Source organism: Duganella sp. BJB476, assembly GCF_003416895.1.
Lineage (GTDB): Bacteria > Pseudomonadota > Gammaproteobacteria > Burkholderiales > Burkholderiaceae_D > Rugamonas.
Map to the genome: position 1 here is coordinate 103,951 of NZ_QVIO01000004.1, position 25,988 is coordinate 129,938.

General features: G+C 65.8%; 26 protein-coding genes. 16 read left to right on the forward strand and 10 right to left on the reverse strand.

Annotated elements, in window-relative coordinates; all coding sequences use genetic code 11:
• Positions 1-36 precede the first annotated feature (36 nt).
• From D0T21_RS16995 to D0T21_RS17005, 3 genes are all read left to right on the forward strand, one after another.
• The gene (locus D0T21_RS16995; protein ID WP_116991971.1) at positions 37-708 is read left to right on the forward strand and encodes a glutathione S-transferase; all 672 of its coding nucleotides are present in this window, start codon (positions 37-39) and stop codon (positions 706-708) included.
• 63 nt (positions 709-771) lie between these two features.
• Positions 772-1,548, forward strand: a complete 777-nt coding sequence (locus D0T21_RS17000) for a 5'-3' exonuclease H3TH domain-containing protein (protein ID WP_116992201.1) — start codon at positions 772-774, stop codon at positions 1,546-1,548.
• 30 nt (positions 1,549-1,578) lie between these two features.
• On the forward strand, positions 1,579-2,031 hold the full coding sequence (locus D0T21_RS17005; RefSeq protein ID WP_116991972.1) for a response regulator: 453 nt from the start codon (positions 1,579-1,581) through the stop codon (positions 2,029-2,031).
• Here the strand turns inward: D0T21_RS17005 and mnmA are convergent, their stop codons facing one another.
• Complete coding sequence (gene mnmA, locus D0T21_RS17010; protein WP_229211525.1) at positions 2,032-3,138, reverse strand: tRNA 2-thiouridine(34) synthase MnmA; 1,107 nt, start codon at positions 3,136-3,138, stop codon at positions 2,032-2,034. It abuts the gene before it with no gap.
• A gap of 14 nt (positions 3,139-3,152) precedes the next feature.
• Positions 3,153-3,650 (reverse strand): NUDIX hydrolase, encoded by a 498-nt coding sequence (locus D0T21_RS32495; RefSeq protein ID WP_116991974.1) that lies wholly within the window; start codon positions 3,648-3,650, stop codon positions 3,153-3,155.
• Positions 3,651-3,955: 305 nt separating this feature from the next.
• Between D0T21_RS32495 and D0T21_RS17020 the strand changes: the two genes are divergently transcribed.
• The 4 genes from D0T21_RS17020 (at position 3,956) to D0T21_RS17035 (ending at position 7,769) form a co-directional block, all read left to right on the forward strand.
• Complete coding sequence (locus D0T21_RS17020; RefSeq protein ID WP_116991975.1) at positions 3,956-5,068, forward strand: Re/Si-specific NAD(P)(+) transhydrogenase subunit alpha; 1,113 nt, start codon at positions 3,956-3,958, stop codon at positions 5,066-5,068.
• A 24-nt stretch (positions 5,069-5,092) separates the two neighbouring features.
• A complete protein-coding gene (locus tag D0T21_RS17025) occupies positions 5,093-5,425 on the forward strand; it encodes an NAD(P) transhydrogenase subunit alpha (RefSeq protein ID WP_116991976.1) in 333 nt (110 codons plus the stop codon).
• Positions 5,422-6,900: an NAD(P)(+) transhydrogenase (Re/Si-specific) subunit beta gene (locus tag D0T21_RS17030; RefSeq protein ID WP_116991977.1), complete on the forward strand. Its 1,479-nt coding sequence runs from the start codon at positions 5,422-5,424 to the stop codon at positions 6,898-6,900. The genes D0T21_RS17025 and D0T21_RS17030 overlap by 4 nt, the downstream gene beginning before the upstream one ends.
• A gap of 104 nt (positions 6,901-7,004) precedes the next feature.
• Positions 7,005-7,769: an SDR family oxidoreductase gene (locus D0T21_RS17035; RefSeq protein WP_116994441.1), complete on the forward strand. Its 765-nt coding sequence runs from the start codon at positions 7,005-7,007 to the stop codon at positions 7,767-7,769.
• 241 nt (positions 7,770-8,010) lie between these two features.
• Here D0T21_RS17035 and D0T21_RS17040 read toward each other — a convergent pair whose 3' ends face one another.
• From D0T21_RS17040 to D0T21_RS17055, 4 genes are read right to left on the reverse strand one after another with little or no spacing between them, the layout of a single operon-like run.
• Positions 8,011-9,147: a UbiH/UbiF/VisC/COQ6 family ubiquinone biosynthesis hydroxylase gene (locus D0T21_RS17040; protein WP_116991979.1), complete on the reverse strand. Its 1,137-nt coding sequence runs from the start codon at positions 9,145-9,147 to the stop codon at positions 8,011-8,013.
• The gene (locus D0T21_RS17045; RefSeq protein ID WP_116991980.1) at positions 9,144-10,469 is read right to left on the reverse strand and encodes an aminopeptidase P N-terminal domain-containing protein; all 1,326 of its coding nucleotides are present in this window, start codon (positions 10,467-10,469) and stop codon (positions 9,144-9,146) included. The genes D0T21_RS17040 and D0T21_RS17045 overlap by 4 nt, the downstream gene beginning before the upstream one ends.
• On the reverse strand, positions 10,469-11,203 hold the full coding sequence (gene murU / locus D0T21_RS17050; protein WP_116991981.1) for an N-acetylmuramate alpha-1-phosphate uridylyltransferase MurU: 735 nt from the start codon (positions 11,201-11,203) through the stop codon (positions 10,469-10,471). Before murU ends, D0T21_RS17045 begins: the two co-directional genes overlap by 1 nt.
• A 10-nt stretch (positions 11,204-11,213) precedes the next feature.
• A complete protein-coding gene (locus tag D0T21_RS17055) occupies positions 11,214-12,281 on the reverse strand; it encodes an aminoglycoside phosphotransferase family protein (protein ID WP_116991982.1) in 1,068 nt (355 codons plus the stop codon).
• Between the two features lie 107 nt (positions 12,282-12,388).
• Here D0T21_RS17055 and D0T21_RS17060 point away from each other — a divergent pair, with 107 nt between their 5' ends.
• The 4 genes from D0T21_RS17060 to rsmA all read left to right on the forward strand — a co-directional run bounded on the left by D0T21_RS17060 (position 12,389) and on the right by rsmA (position 18,079).
• Entirely contained in the window at positions 12,389-14,650 is a 2,262-nt protein-coding gene (locus tag D0T21_RS17060; RefSeq protein ID WP_116991983.1) for an LPS-assembly protein LptD, read from the forward strand.
• 99 nt (positions 14,651-14,749) lie between these two features.
• Positions 14,750-16,195 (forward strand): peptidylprolyl isomerase, encoded by a 1,446-nt coding sequence (locus D0T21_RS17065; protein WP_229211526.1) that lies wholly within the window; start codon positions 14,750-14,752, stop codon positions 16,193-16,195.
• Between the two features lie 19 nt (positions 16,196-16,214).
• Positions 16,215-17,294 carry a 4-hydroxythreonine-4-phosphate dehydrogenase PdxA gene (pdxA, locus tag D0T21_RS17070; protein WP_229211527.1) on the forward strand — a complete coding sequence of 360 codons (1,080 nt, stop codon included), beginning with the start codon at positions 16,215-16,217 and terminating at the stop codon, positions 17,292-17,294.
• An 8-nt stretch (positions 17,295-17,302) separates the two neighbouring features.
• Positions 17,303-18,079, forward strand: coding sequence for a 16S rRNA (adenine(1518)-N(6)/adenine(1519)-N(6))-dimethyltransferase RsmA (gene rsmA, locus D0T21_RS17075; protein WP_116991985.1), 777 nt, complete (start codon positions 17,303-17,305; stop codon positions 18,077-18,079).
• A gap of 195 nt (positions 18,080-18,274) precedes the next feature.
• Here the strand turns inward: rsmA and D0T21_RS17080 are convergent, their stop codons facing one another.
• From D0T21_RS17080 to D0T21_RS17090, 3 genes are all read right to left on the reverse strand, one after another.
• On the reverse strand, positions 18,275-18,934 hold the full coding sequence (locus D0T21_RS17080; RefSeq protein ID WP_116991986.1) for a hypothetical protein: 660 nt from the start codon (positions 18,932-18,934) through the stop codon (positions 18,275-18,277).
• A 58-nt stretch (positions 18,935-18,992) separates the two neighbouring features.
• Positions 18,993-19,598: a hypothetical protein gene (locus D0T21_RS17085; RefSeq protein WP_116994442.1), complete on the reverse strand. Its 606-nt coding sequence runs from the start codon at positions 19,596-19,598 to the stop codon at positions 18,993-18,995.
• Positions 19,599-19,741: 143 nt separating this feature from the next.
• Positions 19,742-21,154, reverse strand: coding sequence for a metallophosphoesterase (locus D0T21_RS17090; RefSeq protein ID WP_229211528.1), 1,413 nt, complete (start codon positions 21,152-21,154; stop codon positions 19,742-19,744).
• Between the two features lie 96 nt (positions 21,155-21,250).
• Here D0T21_RS17090 and D0T21_RS17095 point away from each other — a divergent pair, with 96 nt between their 5' ends.
• Positions 21,251-21,958: an HAD family hydrolase gene (locus D0T21_RS17095; protein WP_116991989.1), complete on the forward strand. Its 708-nt coding sequence runs from the start codon at positions 21,251-21,253 to the stop codon at positions 21,956-21,958.
• A 68-nt stretch (positions 21,959-22,026) separates the two neighbouring features.
• Positions 22,027-23,043, forward strand: coding sequence for a heat-inducible transcriptional repressor HrcA (hrcA, locus tag D0T21_RS17100; RefSeq protein WP_199538544.1), 1,017 nt, complete (start codon positions 22,027-22,029; stop codon positions 23,041-23,043).
• A 7-nt stretch (positions 23,044-23,050) separates the two neighbouring features.
• On the opposite strand, the gene fur is transcribed toward hrcA, so the two are convergent.
• A complete protein-coding gene (fur, locus tag D0T21_RS17105) occupies positions 23,051-23,479 on the reverse strand; it encodes a ferric iron uptake transcriptional regulator (protein WP_116991991.1) in 429 nt (142 codons plus the stop codon).
• Positions 23,480-23,747: 268 nt separating this feature from the next.
• On the opposite strand from fur, the gene D0T21_RS17110 reads away from it, so the two are divergent.
• The 3 genes from D0T21_RS17110 to D0T21_RS17120 are packed head-to-tail and all read left to right on the forward strand — an operon-like array spanning position 23,748 to position 25,895.
• Positions 23,748-24,398, forward strand: a complete 651-nt coding sequence (locus tag D0T21_RS17110; protein WP_116991992.1) for an outer membrane protein assembly factor BamE — start codon at positions 23,748-23,750, stop codon at positions 24,396-24,398.
• Between the two features lie 16 nt (positions 24,399-24,414).
• Entirely contained in the window at positions 24,415-25,221 is an 807-nt protein-coding gene (gene dapB, locus D0T21_RS17115; RefSeq protein WP_116991993.1) for a 4-hydroxy-tetrahydrodipicolinate reductase, read from the forward strand.
• Complete coding sequence (locus D0T21_RS17120; RefSeq protein WP_116991994.1) at positions 25,221-25,895, forward strand: MotA/TolQ/ExbB proton channel family protein; 675 nt, start codon at positions 25,221-25,223, stop codon at positions 25,893-25,895. The genes dapB and D0T21_RS17120 overlap by 1 nt, the downstream gene beginning before the upstream one ends.
• Positions 25,896-25,988: the final 93 nt, after the last annotated feature.

The window sequence follows — 25,988 nt, forward strand, 5'->3', positions numbered from 1 at the left end:
GCGGCGCACGGCCGTTCTTTTTTTGGGAAGCCCACCATGATCGTCGTCCACCATCTGAACAATTCGCGCTCGCAGCGCGTGCTCTGGCTGCTCGAGGAGCTGGGGCTGGAGTACGAGATCGTGCGCTACCAGCGCGACAAGAAGACCATGCTGGCGCCGCCGGAGCTGCGGGCGATCCACCCGCTGGGCAAGTCGCCGGTGATCAGCGACGGCGACGTCGTGGTGGCGGAGTCGGGGGCGATCGTCGAGTACCTGGTCGAGACCTACGGCCAGGGCAGGCTGGCGCCGCCGGCCGGCACGGCCGAGCGCCGCCGCTGGACCTACTTCCTGCACTACGCCGAAGGCTCGGCGATGGCGCCGTTGCTGATGAAGCTGATCTTCGACCGGGTCGAGACCAGCCCGGCGCCGTTCTTCGTCAAGCCGATCGCGCGCGGCATCGCGCAAAAGGTCAAGGCGGGCTATATCCAGCCGCAGATCGAGGCGCACCTGGACTACCTGGAGGCTGAGCTGAGCAAGACGCCGTGGTTCGCCGGCGCCGAGTTCAGCGCGGCCGATATCCAGATGAGTTTTCCGCTGGAGGCGGCCGCCGCGCGCGGCGGGCTGGACGAGCGCCGTCCCAACCTGATGGCCTTCCTCAAACGTATCCACAGCCGACCGGCCTTCCAGCGCGCGCTGGAGCGCGGCGGCCCGTACGAGCTGCTGAAGTAAGGCTCGGTGCGGCGGCGCGGTCGGGTAAAATGATGGATTGAACAAGCCCGGAAGATGTTGAACATGGGTAGACTCCTTGCCATCGACGGCCTCAATATTGTGCGCCGCGTCTACGAAGCCAGCCCCGAACCCGATAGTCCTGAAAAGGCCGAGATCGCGCTGCGCCACGCGCTGTCCTCGTTCCGCAAACTGCTGCACGAGCACGAGCCGACCCACGTGCTGCCGGCCTTCGACTTCGGCGGCCGCACCTGGCGCCACGAGCTGTACGACGGCTACCGCGAGGCCCGCGCGCCGATGCCGTCGGCGCTGCGCGAGGCGCTGCCCGGCTTTTACGACAAGCTGCGCGGCGTCGGCCTGCACGTGGTGTCGCTGCCTGAGGTGGAGGCCGACGACGTGATCGGCACCGTGGTGCTGCGTTGGCTGGCCGACGACCGCGGCGAGGCCACCGTGGCCAGCACCGACAAGGACTTGCACGGCCTGATCGCCCAGGGCGCCCGCGTGTGGGACCACTTCAAGGGTGAATGGCACGACCACGCCTGGGTCGAGCGGAAATGGGGCGTGCCGCCGGAGCAGCTGCCGGACCTGCTGGCGCTGATGGGCGACGCCACCGATTCCATCCCCGGCGTGTCCAAGGTCGGCGTCAAGAAGGCGGCCCGACTGTTGCGTACATACGGCACTCTGGACGGGATCATGGCCGGGGCCGGCATTCTGAAGGATACGCTGGGCGAAACTCTACGAAAAGAACGCGAAATGCTGTATCTTTCGAGACAATTGGTGCAATTAAAAACGGACGTGCGGGTCGGCGTGACCTGGAATATGCTGGCCTGGGATAAGACCTGAGCGCACGCCCACTAAGACAAGGTTTGCAAGATGTTAAAAGCGGTCATTATCGACACCAGCGCCGTCGCGCGCGGCCTGCTCAACACGGTCCTGCTCGATGGCGGCTATGACGTGGTGGGCCAGACCCATACCTGCGCCAGCGGCCTGGCGCTGCTGATCAAGCACAATCCCCATATCGTCTGCATCGCCCGCGAGCAGATCGAGAACGGCGAAGAGGTGGTGCGCGAGATCAAGACCGGCTGGCCGAAGACGCTGATCTTCATGGTCTCGAGCGAATTCGACGCCGCCACCATCCAGGCCGCGCACGCGATGGGCGTGAACGGCTTCATCGTCAAGCCGTTCAAGGCCGACACCGTGCTCAATACCATCCGCAATACCGTGATCGCCATGGTCAAGCGCCAGCGCGCGGCGCTGGCCAAGGATGCCGGCGCGCCGGAAGGTCAGGAAGGGCTGGACGGCGGCGGGGAAGCCGCCGCCGAGTAATCAGGCTGCGAAGGTCGAGCCGGCGATGATGCCGCCGCCGAGGCAGACGTCGCCGTCGTACAGCACGGCCGACTGGCCCGGCGTCACCGCCCATTGGGCGTCCATGAATTTCAACGCGAAATCGGAATCGCCTTGCGGGGCGATCTCGCACGCCACGTCGGCCTGGCGGTAGCGGGTCTTGGCGGACATCGCGCGCGCCGTCGGCGCCTCGCCGGCGACCCAGCTGGCCTGGTCGGCGCTCAGGCTCGACGACAGCAGCCATGGATGGTCGTGGCCCTGGACGATGTACAGCGTGTTCTCGGCCACGTCCTTGCGCGCCACGTACCAGGCGTCGCTGCTGCCGTCCGGGTTCTTGTACGCCTTCATGCCGCCGACGCCGATGCCCTTGCGCTGGCCCAGCGTGTAGAAGCTCAGGCCCACGTGCTCGCCCACCACCTTGCCGTCCGGCGTCTTCATCGGGCCCGGCTTGTACGACAGGTAGCGGTTGAGGAATTCGCGGAACGGCCGCTCGCCGATGAAGCAGATGCCGGTCGAATCCTTCTTGGCGGCGTTGGGCAGCGCCAGTTTCTCGGCGATCTTGCGCACTTCGGTTTTCGGGATTTCGCCCAGCGGGAACAGGGTCTTGGACAACTGCGCCTGGTTCAGGCGGTGCAGGAAGTAGCTCTGGTCCTTGGTGTGGTCGACGGCCTTGAGCAGCTCGTGGCGGTCGCCGTTCTGGCGCACGCGCGCGTAGTGGCCGGTGGCGATCAGGTCGGCGCCCAGGTGCATGGCGTGGTCGAGGAAGGCCTTGAACTTGATTTCGGCGTTGCACAGCACGTCCGGGTTGGGCGTGCGGCCGGCCTGGTATTCGCGCAGGAAGTCGGCGAACACGCGGTCCTTGTATTCGGAGGCGAAGTTGACCGCCTCGATGTCGACGCCGATGACGTCGGCCACGCTGGCGGCGTCGATCCAGTCCTGGCGCGTCGAGCAGTATTCGGAATCGTCGTCGTCTTCCCAGTTCTTCATGAACAGGCCGACCACGTCGTAGCCTTGTTCCTTGAGCATCCACGCCGCGACCGAGGAATCGACCCCGCCCGACATCCCGATCACGACTTTTTTCTTGCTCATCTTACTTTCCTGCCTTATCCATTCGCGGTGCTCACCGCTTCCTTGTACACCGAGGTGTGGGTTTGTATCAGTTCCAGCGGGGCGCGGCGCCCGGCCAGGTATTCGTCCACGCATTGCAGCACCGTCGGGCTGCGGTGACGGTCGGCGCAGGCGGCCAGTTCGTCGCGCGTCAGCCACATGGTGCGCAGGATGCCTTCGTCCAGCGGACGGTCATGTTTGGCGCCCGGCACGCCGCAGAAGGTGAAGCGCAGATACGTCACTTCCTCGCCGGTGCGGTTGGAGGTGTAGCGCGACATGTACATGCCCACCAGCGCGGTCGGCGTGAAGTCGTAGGCGGTTTCCTCCAGCGTTTCGCGGATCACGGCCTGCTCCAGCGATTCGTGCGGGTCGAGGTGACCGGCCGGCTGGTTAATGCGGATGCCGTCGCTGGTCTCTTCTTCGATCAGCAAGAATTTGCCATCTTTTTCGACGATGGCGGCAACAGTAACAGAGGGTTTCCAGATACGCGGCATGAGTCATCCTTGAAAGAGCCGACATTTTATCCTGTTCCTGGCATTTGGTTTGAGCCCGCCGTCGCGTAAAGATGGGTTCGTATTGAAAAATCGCAAGGTTTGTTGTGTTAATCCGTGTTTGACTGGCTGCTTTGCGCAAGATTCAGTGTTTTGGCGGCAATTCATGATAAATAGTAATAAATGATGTGATAAAACCGCTATTTATTGATCATTAGTTATTAAGTATGCTGGGGCCATCGAGGGGCAATGCTGTCCCGGCAATCCGTGTTAGATTCTAGTCAGTTTATTAATCCTTTGGAGGCACCATGAGAGTAGGCATACCGGCCGAGACGCGGCCGGGAGAAACCCGGGTTGCGGCAACGCCTGAGACAGTCAAGAAGCTCGCAGCCAAGCATCAAGTGATCGTGCAGTCCGGCGCCGGCGTATCGGCATCGGTCACCGACGAGGCCTACGCGGCCGCCGGTGCGCAGATCGGCAGCGCGGCGGAAGCCTTTGCTGCGGACGTGGTTTTAAAGGTGCGTGCCCCGAATGCGGAGGAGCGGGGGCTGATCGCCGCCGGCACGGTGGTGATCGGCATGTTGAATCCTTTCGACGCCGACAACAACGCGGCGATGGCGACGGCCGGCCTGCAGGCGTTCGCACTGGAGGCGGTGCCGCGCATCACGCGCGCGCAGTCGATGGACGTGCTGTCGTCGCAGGCCAACATCGCCGGCTACAAGGCGGTGATGGTGGCGGCCAACACGTATCAGCGCTTCATGCCGATGCTGATGACCGCGGCCGGCACCGTCAAGGCGGCGCGGGTGTTGATCATGGGCGTGGGCGTGGCCGGTCTGCAGGCGATCGCCACCGCCAAGCGGCTGGGCGCGGTGATCGAGGCGTCCGACGTGCGGCCTCCCGTCAAGGAGCAGGTGGAGTCGCTGGGCGCCAAGTTCATCGACGTGCCGTTCCTGACCGACGAGGAGAGGGAAATCGCCAAGGGCGTGGGCGGCTATGCGCGCTCGATGCCGGCCGACTGGATGCGTCGTCAGGCGGAGCTGGTGCATGAACGCGCCAAGCTGGCCGACATCATCATCACCACCGCGCTGATCCCGGGCCGCGCGGCGCCGGTGCTGATCTCCGAAGAGACGGTGAAGGCGATGAAACCGGGTTCGGTGATCGTCGACCTGGCCGTGTCGCAGGGCGGCAACTGCCCGCTGTCGGAGCTGAATAAAACCGTGGTCAAGCACGGCGTGCACATCGTCGGCGAGCCGGATCTGGCGACCTTGGTGGCGGCCGACGCGTCGGCGCTGTACGCGCGCAACGTGCTGGACTTCCTCAAGCTGATCATCGACAAGGAAGACAAGCTGGTGATCGACCGCGAAGACGAAATCATCAAGGCCACGCTGCTGTGCTCGGGCGGCGAGCTGTTACGAAAATAAGTAACGAAAAATAAGGGGAAAAACATGGAAGTCAGTCACACCATCATCAATCTGATCATCTTCGTGCTTGCCATCTACGTCGGCTACCACGTGGTCTGGACCGTTACGCCGGCGCTGCATACGCCGCTGATGGCGGTCACCAACGCCGTCTCGGCGATCATCATCGTCGGCGCCATGCTGGCGGCCTCGCTGACCGAGGGCCTGATCGGCCAGGTCGCCGGCACCGTGGCGGTGGCGCTGGCCGCCGTCAATGTGTTCGGCGGATTCCTGGTCACGCAGCGCATGCTGGAGATGTTCAAGAAAAAAGAGCCGAAGGCGAAGCCTGTCGTGGCGGCCATCAAGGAGGAGCACGCATGAATTTCATCTCCATGAACCTGGTGACGATGATGTATCTCATCGCATCGGTATGCTTTATCCAGGCGTTGAAAGGTTTGTCGTCGCCGTCCACGGCGCGTACCGGTAATGCGTTCGGCATGTCGGGCATGGCGATTGCCGCCGTGACCACCATTGCGCTGATCCTGAAGCTGAAGGCGGAAGCCACGGCGGCAGCGGCGGCGGGCACTTCCGGCGGCATGGGCCTGGGCCTGGTGGCGCTGGGCGTGATCGTCGGCGGCGGCATCGGCGCGGTGCTGGCCAAGAAGGTCGAGATGACCAAGATGCCGGAACTGGTGGCGGCGATGCACTCGCTGATCGGTTTGGCCGCCGTGTGTATCGCGGTGGCCGCGGTGTCGGAGCCGCACGCTTTCGGCATCGCCGCCGTGGGCGAGGCGCTGCCGTTCGGTAACCGCATCGAGCTGTTCATCGGAACGTTTGTCGGCGCCATTACGTTCTCCGGTTCGGTGATCGCGTTCGGCAAGCTGTCGGGCAAATACAAGTTCCGCCTGTTCCAGGGCGCGCCGGTCAGCTTCGCCGGCCAGCACATGCTGAACCTGATCCTGGCCATCGTCATGGTGGGCCTGGGCCTGGCGTTTTGCTTCGCCGGCGGTACCGAGCCGGCCTGGGTGCCGTTCCTGATCATGACCGCGATCGCGTTCGTGCTGGGCGTGTTGATCATCATCCCGATCGGCGGCGCCGACATGCCGGTGGTGGTGTCGATGCTGAACTCGTATTCGGGTTGGGCCGCTGCAGGTATCGGCTTCTCGCTGAATAACTCGATGCTGATCATCGCCGGTTCGCTGGTCGGTTCGTCCGGCGCGATCCTGTCCTACATCATGTGCAAGGCGATGAACCGTTCGTTCTTCAACGTGATCCTGGGCGGCTTCGGCGGCGCGCCGGTGGAAGCCGGTGCGGCGGGTTCGAAGGAACAGCGTCCGGTCAAATCCGGTTCGGCCGACGATGCTTCGTTCATCATGGCCAACGCCGAGAGCGTGATCATCGTGCCGGGCTACGGCCTGGCCGTGGCGCGCGCGCAGCACTCGCTGAAGGAGCTGGTCGAGAAGCTGACCCACAAGGGCGTGACCGTGAAGTATGCGATCCACCCGGTGGCGGGCCGCATGCCGGGCCACATGAACGTGCTGCTGGCGGAGGCCGAGGTGCCGTACGACCAGGTGTTCGAGATGGAGGACATCAACGGCGAATTCGGCCAGACCGACGTGGTGCTGATCCTGGGCGCCAACGACGTGGTCAACCCGGCCGCCAAGGATCCGAAATCGCCGATCGCCGGCATGCCGATCCTGGAGGCGTACAAGGCCAAGAGCATCATCGTCAACAAGCGTTCGATGGCTTCCGGCTATGCGGGCCTGGACAATGAGCTGTTCTACCAAGCCAATACGATGATGGTGTTCGGCGATGCGAAGAAGGTCATCGAGGACATGGTCAAGGCCGTGGAGTAAGGTTGATTCATAATTTGTGAACGGTCCATTGGTGTTTGGCCGATTGATGGTGGGGTTGATGAAGCATACGATGGCTACATCAACCCACCTCAAGGAGTCTCACCATGAACCGCTTACAAAACAAAGTCGCTATCGTTACTGGCGCATCGTCGGGCATCGGCCGCGCTACCGCCAAACTGTTTGCCGCTGAAGGCGCACGCGTTGTCGTTGCGGCGCGTCGTCTGGCCGAGCTGGAGTCGCTGGTGGCGGAAATCGTCGCCGACGGCGGCCAGGCCATCGCGCTGGCTGGCGATGTCACTTCCGAATCGTTCAATGCGCAACTGGTGGCCACCGCTGTTGAAGCGTTTGGCCGGCTGGACATCGCTTACAACAACGCCGGCACGCTGGGCGAAATGGGCGCCACCACCGGTGTCTCGGAGCAGGGTTGGAGCGAGACCATCGCCGCCAACCTGACCAGCGCCTTCCTCGGCGCCAAGCATCAAATTCCTGAAATGATCAAGCATGGCGGCGGTTCGGTGATCTTCACTTCGACCTTCGTCGGCTACAGCTTTGCCTTCCCCGGCGTGGCGGCTTATGCGGCCAGCAAAGCGGGCTTGATCGGCTTGACGCAGGCGCTGGCTTCGGAATATGGTCCGCAGGGCGTGCGCGTGAACTCGGTGCTGCCGGGCGCGGTCGATACGGCGATGTATCGCGATATGAATAACACGCCGGAATCGGCTGCCTTCGTCACCAACCTGCATGCGCTCAAACGCGTGGCGCAGCCGGAGGAACTGGCGCGCTCGGTGCTGTATCTGGCTTCGGACGATTCTTCCTTTGTCACCGGCACCGCTTCGCTGGTCGATGGCGGCGCTTCGATCACGCGGACTTGAGCGTAGATCGGCGCAGCGTACCTGTATGGGGTGTCGCTGCGCGCTCCTTCTGAAAAACCACGCTATTTCCGCGCTCTCTTTTCTTCTATTTTTCTTAATTCTTTTCTGATTTTTGTCCGCTGAAAATTAGAGAAGAAAATAGAGAAAACGAAGGGAGAAGAGAGGGCGGAAATAGCGTGCTTGTTCCAAGGGGGCGGAGAAGACACCCCCTGCGTGTATTCTCAGGTCAACTGCGCTCAGGTCAACGGCGGCCGTACATCATCAGCTCGGCCAGCACGCCGCGCGCGGGGCCGACCATGTCGATCGCGGCCAGCGACAGGCCCAGCAGCGCTTGCGCCGGCGAGTCGTTGGCGAAGATGCGGGCCATGGTGTCGGTCAGGCGCACGGTGGTGTCGCGGTCCTGGCGGCGCAGTTCGGTGAATTGCGCCAGCATCGTCGGATTCGCGCCTTGCGCCAGCAGGCGCGCCAGCACGGCGACGTCGCGCAGGCCGAGGTTCAGGCCTTGTCCCGCCACCGGGTGCAGTGTTTGCGCCGCGTTGCCGATGGCGACCGTGCGCGCGCTGCTGCGCGGATCGGCGTTCAAGCCCAAAGGGAAGGCCAGTCGCGGCGAGGCGTGCGTGAAGCTGCCAACGCGCTCTCCAAACGCGGCGCCCAGTTCGGCGAGGAAGGCCGCGTCGTCCAGCGCCTGCAGGCGCGCCGCCGTATCGGGGCGCACGCACCAGACCAGTGAATAGTCTTCGCCTTGCGGCAGCAGGGCCAGCGGGCCTTGTTCGGTAAAACGTTCGTAGGCGCGGTGGGCGATCGGGCGGCTGCTGCGCACCTGCGCGATGATCGCGGTCTGCTGGTAGTCGCGGTGCTGGGCCTTGCTTTCCTGATCGCTGAACAAGCCGCCTTCGGCCTGCACGACGATGGCGGCGCTGGCGGAAGAGGAGTCCGCGCCGGCGATGGTCAGCGCGACGGCGTCGGCGCCTTCGTCGATGGCTTCAACGCGGGCGGGGCGCAGCGTGGCGATGCCTGCACGCTCGCAGACCGCGCCCAGCGCCGTCACCAGATCGCCGTAGCGCAGGACGTAGCCGAGCGCCGGCAGTTTGTGTTCGTCGCGGTCGATCAGGCTGCGGCCGAACTGGCCGCGGCGCGATACGTGGATCTGGTGGATCGCGGTGGCGGCCACCGGCCATGCGCCGATTTCTTCGAGTATCTGCCGGCTGCCCCACGACAGCGCGATCGAGCGCGGGTCCTTGCTGGCTTGCTCCAGCGTCTTGGCGTCGATCAGGGCGATGCGTTGCGCGGGCGTGCCGCGTTTGGCCAGCAGCGCGGCGAGCGCCATGCCGGCCGGTCCCGCGCCGCAGATGGCGACTTCAAAAGTTGTATCTGTCATTGCTGTTGCATCAGTTGTTCGATGTCGGCGACCGTCTTCGGCGCAGCGGCGCTCAGTATCGTGTAGCCGCTTTGCGTGACCAGCACATCGTCCTCGATGCGGATGCCGATGTTCCAGTATTCCTCAGGGACGCCTTCGGCCGGCCGCACGTAGATGCCCGGCTCCACCGTCAGCACCATGTCCGCCTGCAGCGGGCGCGATGGCTTGCCTTCGGCCGCCGTGTCGCGGTACTGGCCGACGTCGTGCACGTCCATGCCCAGCCAGTGGCCGGTGCCGTGCATGTAGAACTGCAGATAGCTCTTGTTGGCGATGATGTCGGCGATGCCGCCGTGGGCGTTCTGGTTCAGCAGCCCCAGATCGAGCATGCCCTGCGCCAGCACCTGTACCGCCGCCTCGTGCACGCCGGAATACGGCAGGCCGGGCGCGATCGCCTTCAGCGCCGCCGATTGCGCCGCCAGCACCAGTTCATACAGGCGCTTTTGCGGCGCGCTGAAACGGCCGTTGACCGGATAGGTACGGGTGATGTCGGAGGCGTAGCCATCGAGCTCGCAGCCGGCGTCGATCAGTATCAGGTCGCCATCTTGGCTTAGCGCGTTGTTTGCGCTGTAGTGCAGCACGCAGGCGTTGGCGCCCGCCGCGACGATGGAGTTGTAGGCCGGCGCCTGCGCGCCGTTGCGGCGGAACTCGTACAGCAGCTCCGCTTCGATTTCGTATTCGTACATGCCGGGCCGCGACGCGCGCATCGCCCGCGCGTGCGCGTGCGAGGAGATGGTGGCGGCGCGCAGCATGGTGGCCTGTTCGGCGGCGTCCTTGAACAGGCGCATTTCGTCCAGCAGCGGCAGCAGGTCGACCGCGCTGGCCGGCGGGGTGACGCCGGTGCGCGCCATGCGCCGCACGTTGGCCAGCCACAGCTTGACCTGCGCGTCGAGGGCGCTGCCCAGCGCGTAGTACAGGGCCGGCGCATCGGCCAGCAGCTTGCTGATTTCGCCGTCGAGGTCTTCGATGGGATGGGCGGCGTCGAAGCCGAAGGCGGCGCGCGCGCCGTCCGGGCCGTGGCGGAAGCCATCCCAGATTTCGCGTTCGACGTTCTTCTGCCGGCAGAACAGGATGGCGCGCGCCGGCGCATCGCCGCGCGCGGCCACCAGCACCAGTACGCTCTCCGGCTCGGCGAAGCCGGTCAGGTAGTAGAAGTAGCTGTCGTGGCGGTACAGGTATTCGCTGTCGCTGTTGCGCGTGACTTCGGGCGCGGTCGGCAGCACCGCCACCGCGCCGGGCGGCATGTGCGCCAGCAGGCGCGCGCGGCGGGCGGCGTAGCTGTGCATCACTGCACGCCCTTGGCGGCCGGCAGGCGCATAGCCAGCGGCGCGTTGAGCAGGTCGAGCTGCTGCACGGTGCCGAGGTTGTGCCATTCGCCCTCGTAGACTTCGCCGCCGACCTGCTGCTTGTCGGCGTAGGCGCGGATCAGCGGTCCCAGCTTGGCGTACTCGCCGGGCGCGATGCCGTCGAACATTTCAGGGCGGTAGACGCCGACGTTGCCGAAGGTCCATTTCGGCGAGCCTTCGTTGGTCAGCGAGTACATCGTCAGGCCGAAGTCGCCCTCGGGGTGGAAGTCCGGATTCGGCACCAGGTACAGCCAGCAGATGTCGCGCTGGTCGGCCGGGTAGGGATTGCCCCACATGTCCTTGTCGTGCAACACGTCCTTGACCTGCTCGAAGTCGAAGTAGGGCATGTAGATGTCGCCCGACACTGCCACGAAGGGCTCCTCGCCCAGCAGGTGGCGCGCGGTGGCGATGCCGCCGGCGGTCTCCAGCGCGGTGCTTTCGTGCGAGTACACCAGCTTGGCGCCGAACTGGCTGCCGTCGCCCAGCGCCGCCTCGATCTGCTCGCCCAGGTGGGCGGTGTTGATGACGATCTCGGTGATGCCGGCCCGCACCAGGTTGAGGATGTGCCAGACGATCAGCGGCCGGCCGCGCACTTTGAGCAGCGGCTTGGGCGTGGTGTCGGTCAGTGGGCGCATCCGCTCGCCGCGTCCGGCGGCGAAGATCATGGCTTTCATGCGCGCCGCCTCAGAAGGTGTAGCCGACTTGCGGCTGCTTGTCTTCCAGCTGGTCGAGCAGGCGCACCAGCGGCCGCAGGTCCTTGTAGCGGCTGGCGGTCTTGCGCACGTAGTCCATCACGGTCGGCAGGTCGTTCAGGTACTGGGCCTTGCCGTCGCGGTAGTTCAGGCGGCAGAACAGGCCGAGGATCTTCAGGTGGCGCTGCAGGCCGGCGTATTCGAAGTCCTGGTAGAAGGCGTCGATGTCCTGGCTGACCGGCAGGCCGAGCGACTTGGCGTGCTGCCAGTAGCGGATCGCCCAGTCCAGCACCAGTTCCTCGTCCCACTGCACGTAGGCGTCGCGCAGCAGCGAGGCCAGGTCGTAGGTCATCGGGCCGTACAGCGCGTCCTGGAAGTCCAGCACGCCCGGATTGCCGGCGTCCATCCACATCAGGTTGCGCGAGTGGAAGTCGCGGTGCACATACACCTGCTGCTGGGCGGTGACGTTGGCCAGGATGGCGTCGAACACCGCTTGCAGCTCGGCGGCCTGCTTGTCGGTCAGGGTGGCCTTCAGGTGCTGGCCGATGTACCACTCGGGGAACAGGTTCATTTCGCGCAGCATGAAGGCGCGGTCGTATTCGGGCAGCACGCCGGGCTGGCTGGTCAGCTGGAACTTGACCAGCGCCTCCAGCGCCTCGGCGTACATGGTCGAGGCGTTGTCGTGGTCCAGCACCTGCAGGTAGGTGGTCACGCCCAGGTCGGACATCAAGAGGAAGCCGCGTTCGTAGTCGGTGGCGACGATGCGCGGCACGCTGACGCCGGCATGGGTGAGCATTTCGTCAAGCTTGACAAAGGCCAGCACGTTTTCGCGCTCGGGCGGCGCGTCCATGACGACCAGGGTGGCGCCCAACGCGGCTTGTTGATCGGGCAATACATCGACGCGGAAATAGCGGCGGAAGCTGGCGTCGGCCGAGGCCGGGCGCGCGCTGGCGACGTCGACCACGTTCAAGGTGGCCAGCCAGGCGGTCAGCTGTTCCAGACGGAGGTCTGGCGCATTGCCGGAAGATGTATCGGAAGTTAAATTCTGTAATAAAGACATTAAGCGAGCCCTGGAAACCGGTGTTGGGTGAAGATTCCCATATAATAAGGGATTCAAATCAAAAAATCGCCTGCTATGGTGTTTCCTCCCTTCTTTTCATGAGTCGCATGCGCTGGCTACCGGCCCCCCCCACCTCCTCGCAACGCTGGGCGTACGCCCTGACTGCCCTCGTCACCGCCACGGCAGTGCCCAGCTACGCCCAGGGCGTGCCGCCGAAGGCGCGCGCGCCGCGCGTGGAGGACAAGAACGCGGTCACCACCATCCAGGCCGAGGACATCAGCGGCCGCCCCGAGCGCGAAATCACGCTGCGCCGGGACGCCGAGCTGGTCAAGGACAAGACCCGCGTCAAGGCCGATACCGCCTGCTACCGCCAGGTCGAGGACGAGGTCGAGGCCGAGGGCCATGTCAAGATCTGGCGCTTCGGCGACTATTTCACCGGCGACGAGCTCAAGCTGAACATGGACAGCGGCAAGGGCTATATGCTCAACCCGACCTACCAGCTGGAGGCCAACCACGCCCAGGGCAAGGCCGAGCGCATCAACTTCATCAATGAAGACGAGGCGGTGGTGATCAACGGCACCTACAGCACCTGCCAGGGGCCGACCCCGGACTGGTATCTGCGCTCGAACACGCTGAACCTGGACTCGGGCCGCGACGTCGGCACCGCCGGCAAGACCATCGTGTATTTCAAGGACGTGCCTATCCTGGGCACGCCGGCGATGTCGTTCTCGCTGTCGGGCGCGCGCCGCTCGGGCTGGCTGTCGCCGATGCCGGGCTTCGGCTCCAAGGGCGCGGCCGAGCTGACCGTGCCGTATTATTTCAACATCGCGCCCAACCGCGATTTGACGGTGTACCCGAAGATCATCCCGCGGCGCGGCTTCCAGCTGGGCGCCAACGCGCGCTACCTGGGCGAGACCGACGGCGGCCTGTATCAGGGCGAAACCTATGTGGAATACCTGCCGCACGACAAGCAGTACGTGCCGTCCACGCCGGGCGGCTCGACCGACCGTTGGTCGATCAAGACCACCCACGCGCAGGACTTGTCGAAGGACTGGACCTACGGCTGGAGCATCCGCGCCGCCTCGGACAACAACTATCCGAACGATTTCTCCAAGACCGTGTCGAGCTCGACCGAGCGCCAGCTGCTGCGCGAGCTGCGCACCGACTACCACGGCGACTTCTGGACCCTGACCGCGCGGGTGCAGAAATACCAGGTGCTGCAAGACCCGGAATCGACGATCGACCCCTCGCTGTTCGTGTCGCGCCCGTACGACCGGCTGCCGGCGATCAACTTCCACGCCGCCCAGTACGACGTGGCCGGCGGCTTCGACTGGGCCGTCGACAGCGAGCTGACCCGCTTCTACCACCCGACCCTGATCAACGGCACGCGGCTGGTGGCGATCCCGCAGGTCAGCTACCCGATCGTCGGCCCCAGCTACTTCATCACGCCCAAGGTCATGCTCAACCTGGCCAGCTACCAGCTGGACTCGTTCGGCACCCAGGGCTCGGAAAACCTGTCGCGCGTGGTGCCGACGTTCTCGCTGGACTCCGGCCTGGTGTTCGAGCGCGACATCAAGCTCGGCCAGCGCGACATGACGCAGACGCTGGAGCCGCGCCTGTTCTACGTCAACACGCCGTACCGCGACCAGAGCAAGTTCCCGACCTTCGACACCGACGCCGCGACCTTCAACTTCAGCCAGATCTTCAGCGAAAACCGCTTCGTCGGCTCGGACCGCATCGGCGACGCCAACCAGCTGACGGCGGCGCTGGTGTCGCGCTTCCTCGACTCGGCCGGCGCCGAGACGCTGCGGCTGGCGTTCGGCCAGCGCTTCTACTTCCGCGACCAGCGCGTGCAGCTGGCCTCGACCACGCCGGTGGTCGACTCGCGCTCGGACATGCTGCTGGCCGCCACCGGCCGCATCTCGGAAACCTGGGGCTTCGACAGCGCCGTGCAGTACAGCCCCAGCGAGAGCCGGGTGGTGTCGGGCAGTTATACCGTGCAGTGGTCGCCGGGGCAGAAGAAGGTGCTCAACGCCGGCTACCGCTACCTGCGCGGCAGCTTCAAGAACATCGAGCTGTCGAGCCAGTGGCCGATCTTCCAGCGCTGGTACGGCGTCGGCCGGGTCAGCTACTCGATGCAGGACAAGAAGATCCTGGAGAGCCTGGTCGGGCTGGAATACAACGGCGACTGCTGGGTGTTCCGCATGGGCGCGCAGCGCTTCGTGACCACCTCGACCAAGGCGTCGACGCCGATCTTCTTCCAGCTGGAGTTGAACGGCCTGTCGCACCTGGGCGTGGGCAGCCCGCTGGAGGCGATGAAGAACAGCATACCCGGTTATCAGCGTTTGAACGAAGGCTACGGCCGCTAAAGCAAGCCACCCCGGCGTCCGCCGCCGCACTACCAGGCAACGGACGCTTTTTGATACTTTTACACCTGACTCATGAGCGTTCTTAAGATGAAGTTCGAAATGAAAATCCTCGCAGTCCTGTTGTGCACGGCCGCCCTGGGCGGTTGCAGCCTGTTCTCGAAGAAGCCGGCCCCGGCCGCCGCCCCGGTGGCGAGCGCCCCGGCCGCCGCGCCGGCGCTGAACACCACGCCGGCCGCGGCCGCCAGCGCCAAGGCGGCCGACGGCAAGGGCTTCCTGCCGCCCGGCGAGTCGGGCAATGTGGCGATCGACTCGATCGTGGTGGTGGTCAACGACGACGTCATCACCCAGCGCGAGCTGAGCAACCGCATCAAGAGCGTCACCGCCCGCATGAAGGCGCAGAACGTGCAGATGCCGGACGCGGCCGACCTGCGCCGCCAGCTGCTCGAGCGCATGATCGTCGAGCGCGCCCAGCTGCAGATGGCCAAGGAGATGGGCGTGCGGGTCGACGACCAGCAGCTCGACCGCGCCATCGGCCGCATCGCCGAAGCGCAAAAGCTCAGCGTGCAGGACTTGCGCAACCAGATGGAAAAGGACGGCACGCCATACGCCGCCTTCCGCGAGGACATCCGCGAAGAAATCATCATGCAGCGCCTGCGCGAGCACGAGGTCGACGCCAAGGTGCAGATCTCGGACGCCGAGGTGGACAGCTTCCTGGCCGCCGAGAAGGCCGCCGCCGCCGAGCAGTTCGAGATCAACATCTCGCAGATCATGGTGCGCATCCCCGACAACGCCACCGCCGAAGTGATCGCCCAGCGCCGCGCGCGCGCCGAGGAAGTGATGCGCCAGCTGCGCACCGGCGCCGACTTCGCCAAGATGGCCGCCACCTATTCCGACGCCAGCGACGCCCTGCAGGGCGGCGTGGTCGGCTGGCGCCAGCCCGAGCGCCTGCCGCCGGTGTTCGCCGAGGCGCTGACCAAGCTCAAGCCTGGCCAGGTCACGCCGATCATCAAGAGCGTGGGCGCGTTCCACATCCTGAAGGCGGTCGACCGCCGCAGCCTGGCCGAGGCGCAAGCCGTGGCCGCGGTGCAGCAGACCCACGCCCGCCACATCCTGATCAAGGTGACGCCGACCATGAGCGCGGCCGACGCCAAGCGCAAGCTGGCCGAACTGAAGGAACGCCTGGACAACAACGCCGCCAAGTTCGAGGACCTGGCGCGGCTGGTGTCGAACGACGGCTCGGCCTCCAAGGGCGGCGACCTGGGCTGGCTGTACCCGGGCGACATCGTGCCGGAGTTCGAGGCGGCGATGAACAACCTGAAGATCGGCGAAGTGAGCCAGCCGGTGGAAACCAGCTTCGGCATCCACCTGATCGAAGTGCTGGAGCGTAAGAGCGACGACGTCTCGAAAGAGCGCGAGCGCAACACCGCGCGCCAGGCCATCCGCGAGCGCAAGGTCGAGGAAGCGGCGGAGAGCTGGCAGCGCGAAGTGCGCGACCGCGCCTACGTCGAGTTCCGCACCGACGACGGCGCCGCCGCCAACAAGTAAGCCACCAAGGGGAGCACGCGTGAGCGCCACTTTGCACACCGGGCGCAGCGCGCTGCGCCCCGCGATCGCCGTCACCGTCGGCGAGCCGGCCGGCATCGGCCCGGAGATTGCCATCCGCGCCGCCTGGGCGCGCCGCCACGAGGTCAATTGCGTGCTGCTGGGCGACGCCGCCTTCCTGGCGATGACGGCCAGCTATATCGATCCCGCGATTCAATTGTCGGCGCTGTCCTTGCAGGCGGTGCGCAACGGCGGCCTGCCGCAGTTCGGCCCCGGCCGCATCAGCGTGATCGACGTGCCGCTGGCGGCGCACGTCGTGCCCGGCAAGCTGGACAAGGAAAACGGCCGCAGCGTGCTGGCCACGCTGGACGCCGCCATCGAAGGCGTGCGGGCCGGCTGGTTCGCGGCGGTGGTCACCGCGCCGCTGCAAAAGAGCACCATCAACGACGCCGGCGTGCCGTTCTCCGGCCACACCGAATACTTCGCCGACCAGACCGGCACCGCGCAGGTGGTGATGATGCTGGCCGGCCAGCCGCCGGCGCCGGCCGGCCAGCCGCTGCCGCCGCCGCTGCGGGTGGCGCTGGCCACCACCCACCTGCCGCTGAAGGACGTCGCCGCCGCGCTGACCCGGGACGGCCTGGCGCGCGTGCTCGACATCATAGCCCATGACTTGCGCAGCAAGTTCGGCATCGCCGCCCCGCGCATCCTGGTGTGCGGCCTGAACCCGCACGCGGGCGAGGGCGGCTACCTGGGGCGCGAAGAGATCGACGTCATCGCGCCGGCCATCGCGGCGGCGCAGGCGCGCGGCATCGATGCGCGTGGCCCGTATCCGGCCGACACGCTGTTCCAACCCAAATACCTGCAAGACGCCGACTGTGTGCTGGCCATGTACCACGACCAGGGCTTGCCGGTGCTCAAATACGCCACCTTCGGCCAGGGCGTCAACATCACGCTGGGCCTGCCGCTGATCCGCACCTCGGTCGACCACGGCACCGCGCTCGACCTGGCGGCCCAGGGCCTGGGCCTGGCCGACTGCGGCAGCATGGCCGCGGCCATCGACAGCGCGCTGGCCATGGCCGCCTCCTCCTCACCTCTCAAATAAGAACAACCATGAAACACGTCGCCCGCAAACGCTTCGGCCAAAACTTTTTACACGATAAATACGTCCTCTCCAGCATCACCGAGGCGATCGCCCCGGAACCGGACGACGCGATGGTCGAGATCGGGCCCGGCCTGGGCGCGATGACCGAGCAGCTGATGCGCACGCTGAAGATGATGCACGTCGTCGAGCTCGACCGCGACCTGGTGGCGCGGCTGGAAAAGACCTACAACCCGGCCAAGCTGACCATCCACGCCGGCGACGCGCTCAAGTTCGACTACGCCAGCATCCCGGTGCCGGCCGGGCAGAAGCTGCGCATCGTCGGCAACCTGCCGTACAACATCTCCAGCCCGCTGCTGTTCCACCTGGCGACGTTCGCGCCGCAGGTGCAGGACCAGCATTTCATGCTGCAGAAGGAAGTGGTGGAGCGCATGGTGGCCGAGCCGGGCAGCAAGACCTACGGCCGCCTGTCGGTGATGCTGCAATGGCGCTACGACATGTCGCTGCTGTTCGTGGTGCCGCCGGAAGCGTTCGATCCGCCGCCGAAGGTGGAGTCGGCGATCGTGCGCATGATCCCGGTCGCCAACCCGCTGGCGTGCGACGGCCCGACCCTGGAGGCGGTGGTGTTGAAGGCGTTCTCGCAGCGCCGCAAGGTGATCCGCAACTGCCTGGCCGGCATGTTCACCGAAGCGCAGATCGTCGAAGCCGGCATCGACCCGACCATGCGTCCGGAAACCGTGGGCCTGGCGCAGTACGTGGCGCTGGCCAACCTGCTCAAGCCGCAGTAAAGGCGGCGGGCAAAAAAAAGCCCGCTGGTGAAAGCGGGCTAAATCCAATTCCTTTGCAAGAAGTGGAGGAGACAAATGAAGTATGCTGCGGCGCGGCATATAACGCAAGTTTATTTTTCGAATATCGAACATCACGATAACGTATAACTCTGCCGCCCCCGCGCCGCGCATTCCGCGCGGCGCTCCCCCTCCTGATTACTTCGGCGTGCAGCTCAGCGTCATGTTGCTGACGGCGATGCCGTTGATCACGCCGACGTTGTTGGCCAGCGTGCAATTGATGTCGGCCGGCTGCGACAGGATGGTCACGCCATAGGCCGAACCGTCCGCCACTGGCGAAGTAAATACGAACTCGCCTTTGCCCAGCGCGGTATCCTTGGCGTCGAGGCTGGAGACCGAAACCTGGCCGCCGGTGGAGCCGTTCAGCAGCACCACGACGCGCGGCACGGCGGCCACTGCGGCGGCGGTGCCGGTGGCGGCGACCGCCTCGGAGATGTTGAACAGGCCGATGAACGGGCCGCCCAGCGGATAGGTGTTCTGGGTGCAGCTGATGTTCACGGCGATCGCCACCGTGTGGCCGGCCGAGCCGGAACCGTTCACCGGCTGGCAGGTCTGGTGCGCCGGATTGGCCAGCACGGTGACGTTGTAGTCGGTGCCGTAGGGGATTTGCTTGGGCATCACGAAGCTGGTGGCGGCGGCCGCCACCGGCAGCTGGTCGGCGCCGTTGGCCAGCACCAGGCCAGGGTTGTTCAGGCCGGTGATCGTGCCTTGCACGGCGAATTGGGCCTTGCCGCCGCAGGCGGACAGCGCGGCGGCCAGCATCAGCGCCGCTACGGCGCTCAAAGTCGAAAATTTCATCAATTACTCCAAAAAGAGGCGGATCGGCCGGCCATCGCCATGCGGACCGGCGCCGGAATTACTTGCAGGTGACGGTCACGCCGCTGAAGTTCGCGCCGGGCATGGTGCCGACGTTGTTGCTCAGCGTGCAGACCTGGGCCGGATCTTTCGGCTGCGACAGCACGGTCACGCCGTAGGGCGTACCGTCGCCGACCATGGTGCCGAAGGTGAAGCTGACCGGCGCGCCGGCGGTGGCCGGCGGCAGCACGCTGACGGTGTCGGCACCATTGGCCAGGATCAGGCCCTTGCTGGTGAGGCCGGTCACGGTGCCGCCCAGCGTCCACGGGTTGGCCTGGCAGGCGAAGCCGATCTGGTACGAGGTATAGGCGTTGGCCTTGCCGACGTTGCTGGTGCCGACCGGTTTGCAGCTGCCGCCGGTAGGGGGCGTGGAAATTTCGATATCGAATTCCTCATCGACCGCCGCCAGCTTGGTGAACACAAAGCTGGTGGTATTGGCGGGGATGGGCAGTTTTTCGCCGGTCTTGTTGTTGACCAGGACCAGGTCGGGCTTGGTCAGGTTGGTGATGGTGCCGGACAGGGCCAGGTTGCCATTGCCGCCGCCGCAGGCGTTCAGCAAGGCGACGCACACCAGGGCCAGGCCCGAACGCAGATACAAACTTTTCATAAAAATCTCTCTCCAAAACGAATAGGGCCCGGCAATACTCGGGTGCAGCATCTTACACGGAATGGCCCGTATTTTAGTGCATTTGGTAAGGCCGGGCCGCTAAGCGATGTAACAGCTTGTGACACTTGCGGCCGCAGCGCCGCCTATTTGACCTGCGCCAGCTCGCAGCGCGAACGCTTGCCGTCGAGCCGGCAGCTGTTGCGCACCCGGCCTTGCTGGTCGTGCACCTGCACCAGCCACTGGTCGGCGCCCAGCCGCTCCATGCTCATGAAGCCGAAGCCGTCGACCCAGGAACTGAACTGCTCGACCCGCGCGCCCGGCGCCGGCGTCACGCCGTCCGGCAAGCGTTCCGGCAGCGGCACGGTGTCCTCGGCGGTGCCGGAAAAGCCGGAAATGAACTGGCTCGGATGGTCGCTGGCGAAGCTGACCTGCTCCCACAGGTGCACATGGCCGGACAGCATGGCCTGGATGGCGGCCGGCAGCAGCTGCGCGTTGAGCGAGCCGAAGGCTTGCTGCAGGCCGGCGTCGCCTGGCAGCAGCACGAGGGCGCCGTCGGCCTTGCGGTCGGCGCCCATGCCCAGCAGCGGATGGTGGGCGATGCCGAGGTTGCGCGGCGCCTGTTGCGCCAGCGCGTCCAGCTTGCGGTACAGGTCGCGGTACTTGTCGTAGCCCGGGTCGCCCGGCTTGAGGCCCTTCCAGGTGGTGTTGGCGGTGTCGAGCACCAGCAGCTGGGTGTCCTGGCCGATCGGCACGGCGTAGGGATCGCTGTAGTTGCCGTCGGCGTCGTCGGCGGCGAGGTTGCAGTCGCGCCCGGCCAGCAGCGGGCGCGGGTCGAGCAGGCGCCAGTAGCCCTGGCCGCCGCGCAGGCAGTTTTCGTGGTTGCCGCGCGCCATGATCCACGGCGCCGCCTGCAACAGCGCCGCGCCGGGCGCGAAGAAATCGGCGTTCCAGGCGTCCCAGCCGTAGCCCCAGGGGCTGCCGGCGCAGCCGGCGTTGCCGTCCGGGCAAGCGTTTTCGCGGTAGTGGTAGTCGCCCACGTGGATCACCAGCTCGGGGCGCCACGCGGCGGCGGCGGCGGCGATGGCGGCGAACGGATAGGCGGCGCCGTCGTTGCAGGCCTGGTAGCTGTGGCTGTTCTTTTGCAGGCGGCAGCCGGTGTCGCCGATGACGACGATGCGTTGCGGCGCCGCGGCCGGCAGCGGCAGCGCCCGGCCCAGCACGCTCGCCTGGCTGGCGCTGGCCGGCAGCGGCGCCTCGCAGGTCAGCAGCGGGAAGGCGGCCGGTTTGGAATCGGCCGCGGCCGACGGCGTGCTGCGCAGCGCCAGGGTGGCGGCCGGCGCGCGCACGGCCATCGCCTGCGGGCGCTGGTCGATGACGATGTCCGGGCAGGCGGGGGCGTCGATCAGCACGCGCGCCACGGCCGCGCCGTGCTCTCCCAGCACCACGAAGGAGGAAAAGGCCGGCGCCTGGCCGACGGTGGCGCAAGCGGCCAGCGCGGCGCACAGCAGGGGCGGCGCCCAGCGGCGGCAAATCGTCACGAACGTAGTCAAAGGCACGGCGGCTCCAGCAGGGGAATCCGGTAATTTACCATGCCGTCGCCATCCCGCGATCGGTGCGACAATACGCAGATTCCACATTTCTGTCTGCCCGCCATGAGCCCACGCCGCCCGCACGCCCTGCTGTTCGACCTTGACGACACCCTGTGGCCGATCGGCCCGGTGATCGCGGCGGCGGAAACCAGCTGGCACGCCTGGCTGGCCGAGCACGCGCCCGAGGTGGCGCAGCGCTACTCGATCGCCGAGCTGCGCACGCGCCGCATGGCCTTGCTGGAGCAGCGGCCGGAGCTGGTGGTCGACCTGTACCAGCTGCGCCGCGTGGCGCTGGAGCAGGCCTTCGCCGAGGCCGGCGCCGACGCCGCCCACATCGACGGCGCCATGCAGCACTTCCACCTGCGGCGCAACGCCGTCACGCCGTACGCCGACGTGCTGCCGGCGCTGGCCGAGCTGCAGGCGCTGCTGCGGTTGGGCGTGATCACCAACGGCAACGCCGATCTGGAAGTCATCGGCCTGCACCACCATTTCGAGACCGTGCTGGCCTCGGCGCGCTTCGGCCGCGCCAAGCCCGACCCGGCGATCTTCCTGGCCGCCTGCGCAGCGATGGGCGTGGCGCCGCAGGACGCGGTCTACGTCGGCGACGATTTGCGGCTGGACGTGCAGGGCGCGCAGGGCGCGGGCCTGCGCGCGGTGTGGATGAACCGGGACGGCAGCACGGCGCATCTGGAGGCCGGCGTGGCGCCGGACGCCATTTGCGGCAGTTTCGATGCACTTCTGGCATGGGTGCGCGGACAAATGCAGCATTGACGCCACGCCGCGGCCCCCGTCCGGCGCAGAGCGTGCATAATAAGCAGAAATACCATCAGTGAATGAACATGCAACTCGAACCACGCGCACAAACCCTGCTCAAGGCCCTCGTCGAACGCTACATCGCGGACGGCCAGCCGGTGGGCTCGCGCGCCCTGTCCAAGATCTCCGGGCTGGACCTGTCGCCGGCGACCATCCGCAACATCATGGCCGACCTGGAGGAGCTGGGCTACGTCGCCAGTCCCCACACCTCGGCCGGCCGGGTGCCGACCCCGCGCGGCTACCGCATCTTTGTCGACACCCTGCTGACGGTGCAGCACCTGGACGAGCAATCGGTCGAAGGCCGCATGCGGCTGCAGGCGCCGCAGCCGCAGAAGATGATTTCCAACGCGGCGCAGATGCTGTCGTCGCTGTCGCAGTTCGCCGGCGTGGTGCTCAGCCCGCGGCGCGAATCGGTGTTTCAGCAGATTGAATTTTTGCGGCTGGGCGAGAAGCGCATCCTGCTGGTGATCGTCGGCCCCACCGGCGACGTGCAGAACCGGCTGCTGCTGACCGATGTCGACTACAGCCCGGCGCAGCTGATCCAGTCGGCCAACTACATCAACCAGAACTACGGCGGCCTGGCCTTTGACGAAGTGCACATGCGCCTGCAAAACGAAGTGCGCCAGCTGCGCGACGACATGGGCCGGCTGATGCAGGCGGCGGTGGAGGCGGGCAGCGAAGCGATGGCCGACAACTCGGATGACATGGTCATCTCTGGCGAGCGCAACCTGCTGTCGGTGAGCGACCTGTCGTCGAACATGACCTCGCTGCGGCAGATGTTCGACATGTTCGAGCAGAAGACGGGATTGATGCAGCTGCTCGACGTCTCGAGCAAGGCCAGCGGCGTGCAGATCTACATCGGCGGCGAATCGAGCCTGGTGCCGATGGACGAGATGAGCGTGGTCACCGCGCCCTACATGGCCAACGGCAAGATCGTCGGCACGCTGGGAGTGATCGGCCCGACCCGCATGGCGTATGAGCGGGTGATACCGATCGTCGACATCACGGCCAAGCTGTTATCGAACGCGCTCAGCCACAATTAAGCGGGGGTCAGGCGCGGTGCGGGCAGGCGGTCTTGGTGCAGTTGCCGTAGATCGCCAGCGCGTGCTCGGCGATCTTGAAGCCGCGTTCCTTGGCCACGATCTGCTGGCGCGATTCGATTTCCTCGTCGAAGAATTCTTCCACCCGGCCGCAATCGAGGCACACCAGGTGATCGTGGTGCGAACCTTCGTTTAATTCAAAGATTGCCTTGCCCGTCTCGAAGTGGTTGCGGTTCAGCAGGCCGGCCTGCTCGAACTGGGTCAGCACGCGGTACACGGTCGCCAGGCCCACGTCCATATTGTCGGACAGCAGGATCTTGTAGACATCCTCGGCGGTCAGGTGGCGCACTTCGCTGTTCTGGAAGATGTCCAGGATTTTGAGGCGGGGCAGCGTGGCTTTCAGGCCGCTGGCCTTCAGGTCGGTAGGATTGTTGCTCATGGTGTCGACTCTTTTAGTGGTTGGCGATAGCTAGGCCACAGTTTAACGCACTCCGGCAGCCACCGCACCTTCGGCGCCGCTACGCGCCCCTCCGGCGTGAAATTTACATTTGCAATGTTTTACAATTAATCTTTATAAAACAAGGACATAGTTCCGGATTTGCTGGATAATGCTCACTCTCCGAGTGCCCGCGCAGCCCCATCTCGCACCTTGTGCTTTATGATATAGCGTTTTTCGGCACTTCCGCTCGATCAGATTGAGGACAACCATGCGCGTCACCCAGGCTTTATCGCAGTCTTTGTTGCACCGTTTCACCCGCCGCGCGCCTCTGCTCGCCGGCGCTGTTTGCGTCGCGCTGGCCGTGGGCGGCTGCGCGTCCAACACCACGCTGGGCGAGAAATCGACCGACGTGAAGGAAACCGGCACGACGCTGGACGCCAACAAAGGCGCGCAAACCACCACCATCACCAAGCTGCAGAAGTTCATGTGGTTCTTCTCGCCGTATCGCCCGGACATCCAGCAGGGCAACTTCGTCTCCGAAGAGATGCTGTCGCAGCTGAAGACCGGCATGACGCGCGAGCAAGTCCGCTTCATCTTCGGCACCGCGCTGCTGGCCGACCCGTTCCACGCCGACCGCTGGGACTACGCCTTCCGCATGGCCAAGGGCAACGGCGAAATCACCACCAGCCGCGTGATCGTGTTCTTCGACAAGGACGGCAAGGTGGCGCGCTGGGAAGGCGGCAACCTGCCGACCGAAAAAGAATACATCGCCCGCATCGCCGGCCCGGCGCCCAAGGTCAAGAAGGACCTGAGCATTCCGGACGCGCGCCCGGTGGGCAATACCTCGCCGATTCCGGCCGGCAGCGACAACGCCGCCGCCTCGCCGGTCGGCGTCACGGTGAACAACGACAAGAAATAAGCACGAGGACCGAAGCATGACAGACCTGAACATCGCCATCGCCGGCGCCGGCGGCCGCATGGGCCGCATCCTGATCGAAGCGGTGCTCGACGCCCCCGACGCCACCCTGTCCGGCGCGCTCGACCGCGCGGGCTCGGCCAACGTCGGCAGCGACGCCGCCGCCTTCCTCGGCAAGCCGGCCGGCGTGCCGGTCGAGTCCGAGCTGGCCAAGGGCCTGGCCGGCGCCCGGTTCCTGATCGACTTCACCCGTCCCGAAGGCACGCTGGAGCACCTGGCCTATTGTGCCGAGCACGGCATCAAGATGATCATCGGCACCACCGGCTTCGACGAAGCGGGCAAGGCGGCGATCGCCGAGGCGGCCAAGAAGACCGCCATCGTGTTCTCGCCCAACTTCAGCGTTGGCGTCAACGTCACGCTCAAGCTGCTGCAACAGGCGGCCAAGGCGCTGGCGGTCGGCTACGACATCGAAGTGATCGAAGCCCACCACCGCCACAAGGTCGACGCCCCGTCCGGCACCGCGCTGAAGATGGGCGAAGTGCTGGCCGACGCGCTGGGCCGCGATTTGAAGGATTGCGCCGTCTACGCGCGCGAAGGCGTGACCGGCGAACGCGATCCGTCGTCGATCGGCTTTGCCACCATCCGTGGCGGCGACATCGTCGGCGACCACACCGTGCTGTTCGCCGGCACCGGCGAGCGCATCGAGATCAGCCACAAGTCCAGCAGCCGCGTGACCTACGCGCACGGCTCGCTGCGCGCCTGCCGCTTCCTGGCCGACAAGGCCACCGGCCTGTACGACATGAACGACGTGCTGGCGCTGAACTGATGACGCCCAACCACTTCACCCTGGCCAGCTACTGGGAGCAGGGCGACACCATCAGCCACATCGTGGCGCTGGTGTTGCTGGCGATGTCGCTGGTGAGCTGGTTCTTCATCCTGGCCAAGAGCTACGCCGCGTGGCGCATCCGCCGCAGCGCGCCGGCGGTGCAGGCGTTCTGGGAGGCGCCGTCGATGCAGGACGGCGTCGCCGCGCTGACCCTGGCCGATCCCGAACAGGTATTCCTGCCGCTGGCGCAGCAAGGCGCCGCGCAGCTGAAGGCCGCCGGCCGCGCTTCGCTGGGCGGCGAGATGGGCCATGCGGCCCAGGTCACCCGCGTGCTGCGGGTGGCGATCCAGAATTCCACCAACCGCCTCGAAGGCGGCCTGACCCTGCTGGCATCGATCGGCGCCACGGCGCCGTTCGTCGGCCTGCTGGGCACCGTGTGGGGTATTTATCACGCGCTGGCCAATGTGTCGGCCAGCGGCACGGTGCAGATCGACAAAGTAGCCGGCCCGGTGGGCGAGGCGCTGATCATGACCGCCATCGGCCTGACGGTGGCCATCCCCGCCGTATTGGCGTATAACGGATTCAACCGCGTCAACCGGCTGACCCTGGCCGAGCTGGACGCCTTCGCGCACGACCTGCACGCCTACCTGACCACGGGCGAGCGTGCAAAATAACGGAGGGGGTCAGGTCTGACATTCGGACACGGCCTCTGCCGTAGGCATTGCTACGGCAGAGGCCGTGTCCGAATGTCAGACCTGACCCCCCGC